The following is a 12,772-nucleotide window of genomic DNA, read 5'->3' as shown; positions in this document are numbered from 1 at the left end:
ACCCCCGCCCCCCCCCCCCCCCCCCCCCCCCCCCCCCCCCCCCCCCCCCGCCCCCCCCCCCGGCCCGCCGGCCCCCCCCCCCCCCCCCCCCCCCCCCCCCCCCCCCACCCCCCGCCCGATTCCACGGAGAAACCCGTAGCAGAACGCACACCCGCACCGATCAGCCATCGGCTCAAACCCCGGCTCGCAACCGCCCTGTTCCGCCGCTATCTACGCGCCTGTATCACGGCCGGCCCCGACCGCGCCTCCCCACTGGCCGGCGCCCGCCCGGAAGCCGTCCCCAACGAGGCGCAACGCGTCGGGCAGCGCCACCACCACTGACCGTCCACGCACCCGGAGGAGCATGTCCCACCCCGCCCCCTACCCGGTGAGACTGGCCGACGAGATCACCCGCCAGCTCGGCCAGCTCTCCGACCACCTCTCCCAGCTTCCCCCGCCCCAGGCAGCGCAGGTCATCGCCCGCGTCCTCGACCCGGACAACGGAGTCCTCGGCGGCGTCACTCACCTCGTCATCACCGGCAGCCACTTCGCCAAGAGCGAGGCAGAACGAGGCGCCCTGCCAGCGGAGGTATGGCTCGCCTTGGGCCGTGCCGCCAACGAACTGCACGACATCAGCCTGGACCTGGACGAGCACCAGGACCTCCTCCAGCACCTCGGCACCCGACCGGACACCAGCGCGGCGAAGCCTCCGGCTCCCGCCCCGCTCGTCGTACGGCGGCGCCGGTGAAGAAGAAGCAGTGGCAGGGCTGGGGGCCGGGCGAGCAGGCCGAGCAGCACTACCTCGTCCAGCCCCGTGCCCTGGCCGGCGGCGGTGACGTCCGGCACGTCTCGGAGTTCCTGCGCGCCTCGGGCTGGCGGGAGAAGTCGAAGAAGGGCGGCCCGCTGCTCATGGAGAGCCCGGACCGCACCGTCCGCGTCGCCTACGACCCCTACATCCTGCCGGGCGGATGGACCATCCACGGCCGGGCAGGCGGCGCGACCGGTGAATGGTCTGCGCACCTGGGCCGGCAGACTCCGGTGGAGATCGTCGCCGGTCTGACCGACGCCCTCACCCGCCCCCGCTCCGCACACGCCCCCAACGTCTGGGCACCTCTGCAGGAGCAGAACTGGCACACGCGGTTCGAGGGCCAAGACTATTCGGCGAGCAGCCCCGACGGCACCGCGTGGATGCAGTTCCGCCAGGGCGTCGATGGCTCGGCGATGTGGTGGACCGGAGCGCAGGACAAGCAGGGCAACGGCTGGACTGCCCACTTCACGCCGAACACGCCGATGCACCTGGTCCAAGCCTTCTCCACCGAACTTGCCGGCCCGGACCCGGTGATGCGCCCACGCGGACGTGTCCCGCACAGCGCCCAGATCCGGACCTGGTCGGTCTCCGTCAAGCCCTCCCAGCTCAGCGCCTGGCAGCAGGCCCGGATTACAGCTGCCCGCGCCGCCACCTGGGCCCGCAACAGCGCCCGAAGCGCCCGGCCCCGCACCACCGCCCGTCCCTACGCCCCGGCCGGCGGTGCCCGGACCCGCCGCTGATCTCCATCCCCATCTGAAGGAGCCCGATGCCTGCCCCCACCCCGGAAACCCTGCGCGCCCTGACTGAAACGCTGTCGGACGTCACCGAGTACCTGCGCGAGAATCCCGACCCCGATGAAGCCCTCGCCCTCGTCGAGCCGCTCCTCGACGAGTACACGGGCCTGCCCGTCCAGCTCGCCGACACGCTGCGTGCCCTCGCCCGCACCATCCAGGAACACCAGGCCATCCCACGTACCGCGCACGTCAACGTCCTGATCGCCGAGCTGCGTTCAGCCGCCTGGGAACAGACCGACCAGCACACCCTCCACTACGTCCTGGACGAGCTGCGTGCGCTGCACGACGACGCCGAGAGCGAGCAGGGGTGCAGCCGGTGCCGTTGAGCGAGCGCCAGCTCGACGCCTTCGCCGACAAGCACGCTGGGCAGATCCCCTTCGACACCAGCCCCCGCCACCTCGCCGGCCCGGGCGACGCCCGTCACGTCACCCACGGCCTGGCCGCGGCCGGATGGGCCACGGTCTCCGACCCGCTCAGCGCCGAGATCGTGATGGCCAGCCCCGATCACCGCTACCGCCTGCAGTTCGACCCGCAGTCCGCCACCTCCGCCTGGTGGCGGCTGCGGGCCGCCCCCGGCGACAACGACCATGGCTGGTACGCCGAGTTCGGTGAACTCGTGCCGGCCGAGGTCCTCGCCGGCCTCACCGACGCCCTCATCACACCGCCCTCATCGCAACCGGACCCCTGGCAGCCCGTGACCAGCGCAGGCTGGCAGTACGAGGATGCCGGGAGAGCGTTCTCTCCGGACTCGCTGTGCCGGATCGAGCACCGCCCCATGAGTGAGTTCCATGAACGGCCGTCCTGGCACATCGAGGTCAGGACAAGCAGCGACGAATCATTCCCGGGCCCGCGGATCTGGCATGCCTTCCTCGACGAGCACGTTCCCGATCGCCTCGTAGGTGCCTTCCTGGGCGCGCTGGCCGACCAGAGCCCGCTGCAGCGCGGCATGTTCGACCGCACCGCCCACTACAGCGCCGTCCAAGAGCCGAGCCCGCTGCGCCCGCAGCAGGTAGTCGACGCGCACACCGCCCGGGTGAAGACGCTCCGCGCACAGGCCCGCGCCGTGCGCCGTCAGCAGACTGCCAACGCGACACCCCCGGCGCCCACGACCGCCGTCCAGTCGGCCGCCCGCCGCTGACCTCAAAGGATGCTCTCATCTCCCGCACCACGAACCACGGCCGCCGCACCTCGCTGCGGCGCCTCAATCGCTATCTGCGCCACAGTGAACGGATCCTGGCGTCCTGGGACGCCTTCACCGCGTTCAACACGGACCTGGACGGCTGGCCCTTCGACCAGGACGCCTACGGCCGCCGGGCCGCCGTCCGTGACGCAGACACCGCCGCAGCGTTCGACGGCATCCGTCCTGGCGCCCGCCAATTGCTGGCCACCGCCCGGCTCCAGCTCCAGCACCTGCCCGCACACCTCACGCGGGACAGCTGGCCCGGGCAGCTGACCATCCTGGAGGAGGCACTGAGCCACCTCGACGCCCTGGACGCCCGGTGGCAAGAGACCAGGGCCCAGCTCCCCGAGGGCACCGGACCGGGCAGCGCAGCGTATGTCGACGCGCTGGACGAGCATCACGCGGAGTGCTGGAGCTACCTGGACGACTGGGCCTGCCACGGCCGCGTCATCCTCGACATCCAGGCCGCCGCACGCCGCGCACCGTCCCGGCCGAAGCGCCCGCAGCTTCCCGCCCTGACGTCCCGGCGCAGCGGACACGGCGCGAGGGGACGGTGACCATGCCCGACCGCCCCGCCAACGTCGACATCGACTACATCGCCCCGCGCCACCTGGCCGGCGGCGGTGACCCCGCCTGGATCACCGTCCCCCTCCACCGTGCCTGCGGCTGGAGCTACGGTCACGACCCCCTGATGCCCCGCGTCCTGCTTTCCAGCCCCGACCAGAAGGCCCTCCTGCGGCTGGAGCCCGACCCCGACGGACGGTGGTGGACTCTGCAGCACGCCCCCGCGCCGGACCGGCCCGCCTGGTTCGCCAGCTTCGATGCCCGCACCCCCGTCGAGATGATCGCTGCGTTCACCGACGTGCTGACCGATCCCACTGCCGATCAAGGAGACAACTGGGATCCGCAGGAGCCGCTTCTGACAGCGGGCTGGTCTCCGGCCTACCGCCACCACCGGCTGGCCTCACCCGACGGCACCGTCCGCGTCGAGGCCGACGAGGCAACCGGGGCCTGGTGGGTCGACACCACCCTCCGCGACTTCCGGGCTCTGCTGTGGCAAGCCCACTTCAGCGAGCACACCCCACCGCACCTGATCACCGCGTTCACCGCCGCGCTCACCGACCCCCGACCGGTGCCGCGCACCGCAGGCCCCTCCAGCCTCCCGACTCGCAGCCCGGACCTCATCACTCTCTCGCACCGGGAAGTACCCGCCACGCAGGTCGCCGGCGCCCTGGAGGAACGCGTCCGCTCCCTCGCCGCACGCCGCACTGGCCCGCCGGCGACGAGTACGCATCCTCCGCAACGGCCGCAGGCCGAGCGCCACCGCCTGCGCTGATCCCTCCGTCCCCGCCTGGAAGCACCTAGCCCTTGCCCCCCTCCTCCTCCAGCAGCAACACCGACGGATACGACCTCGTCCTGCGCCTCCTGCTCGGCGTGCTCGCCGTCGTCGTCCCCCTGTCCCACCTGGCCTGGCTGTGCGGCAATCTCACCGCCTCCCTCGCCGGAGGCAGCTGGGCCCCCTACCAGCCGACCAACGCCTTGCTCCACCCCGAGCAGGTCTGGCCCGAGGCCAGGGAGAACGCCCTGCTCATCGGGGCACGCATCGTTCCCGTTCTGCTCCTCCTGGCTCTCGGGGTAACGGCGGTCGCCCTGTGGCTCCGGCACAGGAACCGCGGCGGCAGCCGGAAGAAGATCACCGGCATGGCCAAGGCCCGGGACATCGAGCCCTTGATGGCCAAGGCGATCACCGACAAAGCCCGCTCGCTGCGCCCCAGCCTGAAAGACGCCAAGCACATCAAAGCCCGCGACACCGGCATCCTCCTGGGCAACCTGCAAAACACCCGGCACGAGGTACGCATGGGCTACGAAGACGTGGCCGTCGCCATCATGGCGCCCCGCTCGGGCAAGACCACCTCGCTCGCCATCCCCTCCATGCTCGCCGCGCCCGGCCCCGTCCTGCTGACCTCGAACAAGGCCGCAGGCGACGCATTCACCGCCACATACGAGGCCCGCTCCCGCGTCGGGCAGGTGTGGACCATGGACCCCCAGCAGATCGCGCACGCCGCACGCGAGATGTGGTGGAACCCCCTCGCCAGCGCGAAAACCCTGGACGGAGCGAACCGGCTCGCCGGACACTTCCTCGCCGCCTCGGTGGACGCCTCCCAGCAGGGCGACTTCTGGTCCAAGGCCGGCAGCAACATCCTGTCCCAACTGCTGCTGGCCGCAGCGCTCGACGAGCGGCCCATCACCGACATCATGCAGTGGCTCGCCTTCCCCGCCGACCGCACCCCGCTCGACATCCTCCGCGACCACGACTTCGCCGCCGTCGCAGCCCAGCTCAAGGGCACCGTCGAAGGACCCCCGGAGACGCGCGACGGCATCTACGAGACTGCCCGCCAGTACGCCGCCGCCCTGCTGAACAACGAGATCGCCGCCTGGGTCACCCCGCAGAAGGACGTTCCCGAGTTCCGCCCGTCGGAGTTCGTCACCTCCACCGACACGCTGTACCTGCTGAGCAAGGACGGGGGAGGCGGGGCCTCGGCACTGATCGCCGCGTGCGCGGACTCCGTCATGCGCGCGGCCACCGCCCAGGCCGAACGCGCCGGCGGACGCCTGGACCCGCCCATGCTGGCGATCCTCGACGAGGCCGCCAACGTGTGCAAGATCAGCGACCTGCCGGACCTGTACTCCCACCTCGGCTCCCGCGGAATCATCCCGATCACCATCCTCCAGTCCTACCGCCAGGGCCAGAAGGTCTGGGGAGACGCGGGCATGGACGCCATGTGGTCCGCCTCGACCGTCAAGGTCATCGGCTCCGGCATCGACGACCCCGACTTCGCCGACAAGCTCTCCCGCCTGATCGGCGACCACGACGTCGAGACCACATCGACCTCGCACTCGGAGTCCGGCAAGAGCACGTCGGTGTCGATGCGGCAGGAACGGATCCTGCCCGCCGACGCGATCCGAGCCCTGCCCAAGGGCACCGCCCTGTGCTTCGCCACCGGCATGCGCGCCGCCATGCTCGACCTGCGACCGTGGTACCGAGAGCCAGGAGCCGGGGAACTGTCCGCGGCGTCCGCCCGCGCGTCGAAGGCGATCACGGCTCGCGCCGTCGCGAAGCACGCGCCGACACAGTCCGACTTCGGGACGGCCGCGTGAGCGACATACCGCTGCACCTGGTGCCGGTCCGCTCCCGTGAGGCGAAGGACTTCGTGCGCACCTGGCACCGTCACCACCCGCCGCCCGCAGGACAGATCTTCGCGGTCGGCGCCGCCGACGAGAGGGGCACGCTGCGCGCCGTGGCCATCGTCGGCAGGCCGGTGGCCCGGCACCTGGACGACGGCGCCACCCTCGAAGTCACCCGGACCGCCACCGACGGCACCCGCAACGCCAACTCACTGCTCTACGGGGCCGCGTGGCGGGCGGCGAAAGCCCTCGGCTACCGACGACTGGTCACCTACACGCAGGACGGCGAGAGCGGCGCATCCCTGCGCGGCGCCGGGTGGCGCGTGATCGCCAGCCGGCCGCCCCGCGCCGGATGGCACACCCCGTCCCGCCCACGAGCCGGCCACGGCAACGACCACGTCACCCGCCTGCTGTGGGAAGCCCTGTGACCGAGCCCGTTCCTGCACAGCAACGGACCGAACATCTCACCTTGCCCCGTACCGCCCCGCGTCCTCCCGGAGTTGTCCTGCACACCGTTGACCTGACCGAACACACCCGCCTTCTCGGCGAGGTGGCCCCCGCCCTGAAGGAGCTGTCCGTGGAGGCGGCACGCATCCGGGAGGGCGAGATCGCCAAGCCCGTCCGAGAGATCGCACCCCTGAGCCTGCGGGTGCACGAGCTGGCGATGAAGTGCACGCGGCAGGTGCACGACCTGTCGGTCAGCCAGTACCCCGCAATGAAGGACGGGGCCGACAACCTGGCGCTCCTCGCCGGCGCCTGCTCCCAGATCTCACTGGCCGCCACCCTGTGCAACCTCGCCATCCATCACCGCACCGAAATCCTGCTGTACGAGGACGCCGATCCCACCCCGGCGACCAGTCGTGATCAGCTTCGCCGTGCCGGTGTCGAGATGCAGCAAGCGGCCACCACTTATCGCGCCGTAGCGCGACGGCTCTCCCGACGCCTCGCCTCATTCTCGGCGCGCGCTGAAGACCGGCAACTCATCGCCGAGGCCCAAAGGCCCAGCCCGCAGAAGGCGCCCTCCACACCGCCCGTGCTCGCTGCCCGGCGCCGCGTATGACGACGCCGCCCGAGGACTTCCTGTTCGACGTGGCCGCCCCGCCGACGCCGGTTGAACGCCTGCTGCTGCTCGCAGACCAGTACGTGCAGCACAACGACATGCTCGACCGTCTCCTGCGGGCCCATCCGCCATCCGAGCCCAACGCCCACGCCGCCTCCGCCCAGCGACTCGCTTCTGCGACCCGCACCGCCCTCAAAGCGGTCACCGACGTACGCCTCTTCCGCAGTCCCGACCTGTCGGACGCAGTGGTCCGCCTTGAGCAGCTCGCCTTCCTGAGCAGTGCCTCCGCGGACCAGCAGCTCCCGATGGCACGCACTCTGACCGCCTTGGCACCCGAAGCCGCGATGGGCTGCGCCAACACCCTCGCCTACGAAATCCGACGCCGCGGGGGGACGGCAGCAGGCGACGGTCCGGAGCACACCCTGACCGCCGCTCACCACACCGCCCTGTGGGAGTCTCAATGACGAAGTCAAGCCGCCTGCGTGACTGGCGGGGCGGTCGTGAACATTCGTCCGTCACGAAGTAATGCCCACAACACGCTCGCTCGTCGGCGAGCCAGGGCGATGATGGCTTGGACGTGCTTGCACCCCTCGCCACGCTTCTTGAGGTAGAAGTCCCGATTAGGGCCCTCGCGGATGATGCTGGTCTGCGCGGACAGGTAGAACACCCTTCGCAGACGGCGGCTGTAACGCTTGGGCCGGTGCAGGTTCCCAGTCCGCCGGCCGGAGTCGCGTGGCACAGGTACAAGTCCGGCCGCTGACGCCAGGTGACCAGCGTCCGCGTAGGCGGTCAGGTCACCTGCCGCCACGACGAACTCGGCCCCGAGCATGGGCCCCATGCCGGGCAGCGACTCGATGATCTCCGCTTGTGGATGGCTGCGGAAGGTCTCGCGGATACGCTTCTCGATGCGCTTGAGCCGCTCATCCAGGGCCAGGATCTGTTCGGCTAGGTCAGCGACGATTTGGGCGGCGACCTCCTCGCCGGGCAGCGCGGTCTGCTGGGTCCGGGCAGCCTCGAGAGCAGTGACCGCGACGGCGTCAGCGCTGCGCACGCCCCGGTTGGCCAGCCAGGCCGTGAGCCGGGCTCGGCCGCGGCGGCGGATCGCGGCGGGGGTCTGGTAGCCGGTCAACAGCACCAGGGCACCTTTGTGAGCCGAGTAGTCGAAAGACCGTTCCAGAGCGGGAAAGACGCCGGTCAGGACATCGCGGAGACGGTTGATCATTCTCACCCTGTCTGCAACCAGGTCAGAGCGATGGGCGGTCAACAGGGCTAGTTCGGCCGCCAGTTGGGCGGGCACATCGATGGTCGCAAAGTCCCGGCGGTGCCGGGCGGTCTCGGCGATGATGTAGGCGTCACGGGCATCGGTTTTCGCCTCGCCCCGGTAGGCCCCGGCCATCCGGTTGACCGTGCGGCCGGGAACGTAGACGGCCTGCTGGCCGTGCGCCGCGAGCAGGGCCAGAAGTAGCGCGGAGGCCGTGCCGGAGATGTCAACCGCCCAGCGGACCTCATCCGCCAGGTCCAGGATCTCGCCGAGCGCGCTCAGGATCGCCGACTCGTCATTGTCGACCTTCTTCGACCACAAGGTCGCCCCGGTCTCGTCGACCGCCGCAGTCCAGTGGTGGCCCTTACCCGCGTCGATGCCGGCCCAGACGCAGGCCCGTCGCTTGCTCACTTGCCCCTCCTCGTTCCACACGGCATGCCGTCGGCCCGAGGAACACCCCGCTGTCATCTCCGTAATCAGCGACCGAAGCGCACATCTCAATCAGCAGCCAGGGCGCCCCGGAGGGCCGGGCGGCCACTCCCACAGAGCCACTGCAGACAAGAACGCCTGTGCCACACCCAGCCCTCCCGGGCCACCCAACAACTTACGGAGATCGCCTGCGGGAACGTGGTGGTCACCAGCTCCCTGGGACGGCAAAACATCCACTACCGCGACGAGCGCGTGCTCCTGGGCACACTGCGGGCGTTGGAGGCAAAGGGGCTCGCGGAGCGCGTTCCGCAGTCCGCGCCTGCCGCCTATGTGGGCGGCCCGCTCCAGGACCGAGTCCGCCTCACTCCCGCCGGCACCACCGCGCTGGCCACAGCCATCAGCATCCCGCCCACTCGCAGGGCGCCCGGCACGACGCCCGCGCCCGCACCCACCGCTGCGAAGACGGCCGCCCGCAGCCGTTAACTGACCCATCGGAGCCCACAGCAGCCTATGACCTCGCACAACCGCGCCCAACACCCGGATCCACCCCGCGCCCGGGTGGACGGATACGAGGCCCCGCCCGCACGCGTCCCAGACGTCTCCTGCACACCGGCACCGACGCGCTGCACCCGATCAGTCCTGGCCCACTGCCGCCTGCGGTACAAGGCCCGGCGGTGAGGCCCTTCGGGCCCCAGGACCGGGTCCTGGTCTCCCCGCGCTATCTGGCGGGAGCGGGCATCGACCGGCTCGCCGATGCGATCGGCCCGCTGGTCCACCTCTTCGGCTGGCAGAGCGAGCACGATCGCGCAAGCGGACGCATCAGCGTCCACAGCCCCGACGGCAGCCTGTTCGTCAACTTCAACTCCCGGCATACCCACGGCCACTGGTGGTCCCTCGCGCACCACGAGCCGTACTGGGAAGCCCGCTTCACCCGGCAGACCCCGATCGAGGCCATCGCCGCCGTCACCCAGGCTCTGCCCCAGCTGCTCGGCGACGACCGGCACATCGACCGGATCCCGCTCACCACCACCCCCCTCGCGCAGATCGCCGAACTGAACCACTGGCACCGCGAGGACGACACGTTCACCTCGCCCGACGGCCACTGCCACCTGCAGCACACTCCGGCGGAAGACACCCCGTGGCGCTTCCGGCACCACGTGTACGACGGCTTCGACACCCACTGGGACGCCTCCTTCACCCAGGACACCCCCGAGCGGCTCGTCGCCCAGTTCTTCACCCACCTCGCGACGACCACCCCGGTCGAGCGCACCTTCCGTGACGTCCCCTACCTCGTGCAGAACCTGGACGACGCGCTCATCACCCCCGTGCACCGAGCCGCCGTGAACCCACACGTCCACCACGCCGGCGCCCAGCTCGGCCGCGTCGTACACCGCCGCTGACACCGGCCTCACCGAAACCCGTCATCCCCAGCTGAACGAGCCGACTGGGCCGGCCGAGCACCTCCTGCTCCTCGCCGGCTACTTCACCCGGCACAACGCCGCCCTGACTCGGCTGCACGTACCCGTCCGTTGCCGCGAGCGCACTGCCATTCCTCCCGGCCTGCACTTCCGAATCCCTTGGACCACCGTGTCACTCCTGGACATCCCCGACGTATTCATCGGGTCCACCGACGACGGCCACACCTTCGTCATCCTCAACCGCCCCATCCGCGACGCCGACCGGCTGCTCACCGACGCCGGCTTCCTCCCTCGTGAACACCACGGCCGCAGGCTCCACCTGCTGCCTCCAGGCATCGCGCAGGACGTACACGAGCGCGCCGGCGTGGCGATGTACGGGCTCTTGGCCCACACCCACGACCTCGTCGACCTTTCCTGGACCACCCGCTGGAGTCCCGACCAGCCGGCAGGCGGCCCAGACCTGCACTTCCAGGTCAGGGACGGCACGGTTGCCGTGACTGCCTCGACCACCGCCGCCCGGTTGCTGCTGGAGCAACACGGCTTCGTCCCCACAGCAGACGGCGCGTCCTACCGCACTCGGGACGGGCTGGACGAGCGCCAACTGCTCAGCGCCGTCACCGCTGCCGAGGCACACGCGTACACCCACGGTCTCAGCGCGCGTGTCCACCTGGGCATCCCCACACCAGCCGACATCCCCGCCAGCACCCGCCGCCGCTCAGCTCCCGCCACCGGTCCACGAATCACACCATCAGCCCCTCGCCGCACCCGCTGACCACCCCAACGCATCCGGCACCGCCATCCGAGGAGCTTCCACGTCCGACACCCCCACCGTGCATGATCTCGCCCGTGCCCTCGCCGACCAGCTCCACCCCGGTGCCGCTCCCCGGGACGTGACCGTCAGCTTCGGCGCCCGCCGGCAAGCCCCCATCGAGTACCGCAGCCGCGGTCGGGGCGGACCCGTGACGGTCTACGCCCAAGCACTGCACGCCGCCCTCTACGGCCTTCCCACGCCCGGCGAGTCGCTGCCCACCGCCCTGGACGCGCTTCTGCAAGCCACACACACCGCGACCGTCCCGGAACAGAAAACCGCCGTCCTGCGGCAGGTCGCCGAGCAGCTGCGCAACGCCGCCGAGATCATCCAGCGCTACCAGTACCGAGCCCAGTGGGACCGGTTCCCCACCGATGTTGCCGAGCAGCTCGCTACTGCTCACGACCAGGCCCGGCAGATCGCCCAGGCCCTCGACCGCGTGGCCCCCGCCTTCGGCCACCAGCCCACCACGGACACCACGCCCCGTGCCCGGGCCGCCCACGGCCAGAGCGCCACCACCCTCGTAACCTCCTCGCCTTCACCGGCCCCACGCCACCGCTGACCTGCCGCGACAGCGCCCTCCGAGAAAGACATCTCCTGGCCACCACCGACTCCCTCCAAGCTCTCCTCGCCCAACCCCGCTGCGCGCTCGGCGTGTTCGTCCCCGCCGGACTGCATCCGGCCCGCGCCGAGCGCCGTCAGCTCGACCAGATCGCCCGAGCCGGCGCCGACCTGTTCGAGATCGGCCTCGCCCACCATGACGCCGGCCTCGACGGGCCCATCATCCAAGCCGCCTACCGCCGCGCCCTGAGCCGCGGAAACGTCCTCGCCCGCGCCCTGCGCGCGGTCGAGCACGCCGCTGGCCTTCGGCCGACCGTCGTTATGACCTACTGGGATCCAGTCCACCGGCACGGCCCCGAACGCCTGGCCCGGCTGCTCGCTGACGCGGGTGCCGCCGGGGCAATGGTCGTCGACCTGCCCGACGACCAGGCAGAGCGCTGGCAGGCCGCAGCGAAGGCCACGAACCTCTCCACCCCACGCCTCGTCCCGCGCCACCTCGCCGACACCGGTCTCGCCACCGTGGCCGCCGGTGCGTCGGGATGGCTCTACGCACCCGCCAGCACCGGCCCCACCGGCTACCGCGGCCCGCTCGACGTGCCCGCGCTCGCCGACTTCACGACACGCCTGCGTGCCGCGAGTCCCCTGCCCGTCGTGTCGGGCGTGGGGATCTCCACCCCGGCCCTCGCGGAACGCGTGGCGCCACTGGTGGACGCCGTCGTCATCGGCACCCCCGTCGTCCGCGCCCTGATGGCCTCCCCCGAGCAGGCCCCAGTGCTCACCACCGCGTTCGCCCACGCCCTGTACCCGTACGCCACCACGGAGACCCGTGCCTGACTCCGCCGACCCGGCCCCGGTCCTCGCCCGCATCTCGTCCGATGCGGCCTCGCTGCACCAGGCCCTGTATTTCCTGCCCGCCGAACGAGGCGCATCCGCATCCACACTGGCCGCGCGCCTCACTGACGCCCAGGACCTCGCCGGCACCGCTTTGCGGCTGTTTCTCACCCTCAGCCGCCAGACGACGCGGCCCTCCCCTCCGGACCTGCTGCTCCTTCACCGCGTCGCGCAGATCGCCAAGGCCGCCCAGGACGCCGCCGCCGAACTGACGGCTGCTCTTGCCCGCGCCGTGGAGAACCAGCGCCGCCAGGCCGCCGCCACATCACGGCGGGTGGTTCTGATCGGGCCGACACCGCAGCAGTTCATCGAGTCGGCCACCGACCTCGTCGACCGCATCCCCGCCCTCTGCGACGCCGTATCCCGCGACCGGCCGCAATCCCCCTGCCGCTGACGC

17 protein-coding genes are annotated in these 12,772 nt (G+C 71.2%); 16 read left to right on the top strand and 1 reads right to left on the bottom strand.

Translation table 11 applies throughout. From position 1 onward, the window contains the following. Window positions 1-343: 343 nt before the first annotated feature. From ACFYOJ_RS19230 to ACFYOJ_RS19185, 10 genes are all read left to right on the top strand, one after another. Window positions 344-727 carry a hypothetical protein gene (locus ACFYOJ_RS19230; protein ID WP_061441606.1) on the top strand — a complete coding sequence of 128 codons (384 nt, stop codon included), beginning with the start codon at window positions 344-346 and terminating at the stop codon, window positions 725-727. Next, window positions 724-1,527, top strand: coding sequence for a DUF317 domain-containing protein (locus ACFYOJ_RS19225; protein WP_061441607.1), 804 nt, complete (start codon window positions 724-726; stop codon window positions 1,525-1,527). Before ACFYOJ_RS19230 ends, ACFYOJ_RS19225 begins: the two co-directional genes overlap by 4 nt. A 26-nt stretch (window positions 1,528-1,553) precedes the next feature. Then, window positions 1,554-1,907 (top strand): hypothetical protein, encoded by a 354-nt coding sequence (locus ACFYOJ_RS19220; protein ID WP_168723761.1) that lies wholly within the window; start codon window positions 1,554-1,556, stop codon window positions 1,905-1,907. After that, window positions 1,898-2,719, top strand: a complete 822-nt coding sequence (locus tag ACFYOJ_RS19215) for a DUF317 domain-containing protein (RefSeq protein ID WP_061446793.1) — start codon at window positions 1,898-1,900, stop codon at window positions 2,717-2,719. Before ACFYOJ_RS19220 ends, ACFYOJ_RS19215 begins: the two co-directional genes overlap by 10 nt. Before the next feature lie 239 nt (window positions 2,720-2,958). After that, window positions 2,959-3,318, top strand: a complete 360-nt coding sequence (locus ACFYOJ_RS19210) for a hypothetical protein (protein ID WP_228126023.1) — start codon at window positions 2,959-2,961, stop codon at window positions 3,316-3,318. A gap of 2 nt (window positions 3,319-3,320) precedes the next feature. Then, window positions 3,321-4,097 (top strand): DUF317 domain-containing protein, encoded by a 777-nt coding sequence (locus ACFYOJ_RS19205; RefSeq protein ID WP_061441610.1) that lies wholly within the window; start codon window positions 3,321-3,323, stop codon window positions 4,095-4,097. 32 nt (window positions 4,098-4,129) lie between these two features. Continuing rightward, window positions 4,130-5,920: a type IV secretory system conjugative DNA transfer family protein gene (locus tag ACFYOJ_RS19200; protein ID WP_114532534.1), complete on the top strand. Its 1,791-nt coding sequence runs from the start codon at window positions 4,130-4,132 to the stop codon at window positions 5,918-5,920. Beyond that, the gene (locus ACFYOJ_RS19195; protein ID WP_107071646.1) at window positions 5,917-6,375 is read left to right on the top strand and encodes an XF1762 family protein; all 459 of its coding nucleotides are present in this window, start codon (window positions 5,917-5,919) and stop codon (window positions 6,373-6,375) included. Before ACFYOJ_RS19200 ends, ACFYOJ_RS19195 begins: the two co-directional genes overlap by 4 nt. Before the next feature lie 41 nt (window positions 6,376-6,416). Then, entirely contained in the window at window positions 6,417-7,007 is a 591-nt protein-coding gene (locus ACFYOJ_RS19190; protein WP_233520693.1) for a hypothetical protein, read from the top strand. Next, a complete protein-coding gene (locus ACFYOJ_RS19185; protein WP_061441612.1) occupies window positions 7,004-7,471 on the top strand; it encodes a hypothetical protein in 468 nt (155 codons plus the stop codon). The genes ACFYOJ_RS19190 and ACFYOJ_RS19185 overlap by 4 nt, the downstream gene beginning before the upstream one ends. Before the next feature lie 5 nt (window positions 7,472-7,476). On the opposite strand, the gene ACFYOJ_RS19180 is transcribed toward ACFYOJ_RS19185, so the two are convergent. Then, a complete protein-coding gene (locus tag ACFYOJ_RS19180; RefSeq protein WP_061441613.1) occupies window positions 7,477-8,679 on the bottom strand; it encodes an IS110 family transposase in 1,203 nt (400 codons plus the stop codon). 216 nt (window positions 8,680-8,895) lie between these two features. Between ACFYOJ_RS19180 and ACFYOJ_RS19175 the strand changes: the two genes are divergently transcribed. From ACFYOJ_RS19175 to ACFYOJ_RS19150, 6 genes are all read left to right on the top strand, one after another. Further along, complete coding sequence (locus ACFYOJ_RS19175) at window positions 8,896-9,180, top strand: hypothetical protein (protein WP_114532533.1); 285 nt, start codon at window positions 8,896-8,898, stop codon at window positions 9,178-9,180. 191 nt (window positions 9,181-9,371) lie between these two features. Further along, complete coding sequence (locus ACFYOJ_RS19170; RefSeq protein WP_228126025.1) at window positions 9,372-10,097, top strand: DUF317 domain-containing protein; 726 nt, start codon at window positions 9,372-9,374, stop codon at window positions 10,095-10,097. A gap of 187 nt (window positions 10,098-10,284) precedes the next feature. Then, window positions 10,285-10,887, top strand: a complete 603-nt coding sequence (locus ACFYOJ_RS19165; protein ID WP_061441615.1) for a hypothetical protein — start codon at window positions 10,285-10,287, stop codon at window positions 10,885-10,887. 58 nt (window positions 10,888-10,945) lie between these two features. Beyond that, window positions 10,946-11,485 carry a hypothetical protein gene (locus ACFYOJ_RS19160; RefSeq protein ID WP_181849636.1) on the top strand — a complete coding sequence of 180 codons (540 nt, stop codon included), beginning with the start codon at window positions 10,946-10,948 and terminating at the stop codon, window positions 11,483-11,485. A gap of 92 nt (window positions 11,486-11,577) precedes the next feature. Next, window positions 11,578-12,318: a tryptophan synthase subunit alpha gene (trpA, locus tag ACFYOJ_RS19155; protein ID WP_061441617.1), complete on the top strand. Its 741-nt coding sequence runs from the start codon at window positions 11,578-11,580 to the stop codon at window positions 12,316-12,318. Further along, window positions 12,311-12,769: a hypothetical protein gene (locus ACFYOJ_RS19150; protein ID WP_061441618.1), complete on the top strand. Its 459-nt coding sequence runs from the start codon at window positions 12,311-12,313 to the stop codon at window positions 12,767-12,769. The genes trpA and ACFYOJ_RS19150 overlap by 8 nt, the downstream gene beginning before the upstream one ends. Window positions 12,770-12,772: the final 3 nt, after the last annotated feature.

The sequence above is a fragment of the Streptomyces sp. NPDC006384 genome (genome assembly GCF_042870695.1).
GTDB lineage: Bacteria > Actinomycetota > Actinomycetes > Streptomycetales > Streptomycetaceae > Streptomyces.
Note: the sequence above shows the minus strand (reverse complement) of the source record. Positions and strands in the feature narration are given on the sequence as shown.

What these genes read in the sequence shown, in the direction of transcription:
- ACFYOJ_RS19230 (WP_061441606.1), top strand. Translation starts at nt 344, where the DNA reads ATGTCCCACCCCGCCCCCTACCCGGTGAGACTGGCCGACGAGATCACC.
- ACFYOJ_RS19220 (WP_168723761.1), top strand. Translation starts at nt 1,554, where the DNA reads ATGCCTGCCCCCACCCCGGAAACCCTGCGCGCCCTGACTGAAACGCTG.
- ACFYOJ_RS19205 (WP_061441610.1), top strand. Translation starts at nt 3,321, where the DNA reads ATGCCCGACCGCCCCGCCAACGTCGACATCGACTACATCGCCCCGCGC.
- ACFYOJ_RS19185 (WP_061441612.1), top strand. Translation starts at nt 7,004, where the DNA reads ATGACGACGCCGCCCGAGGACTTCCTGTTCGACGTGGCCGCCCCGCCG.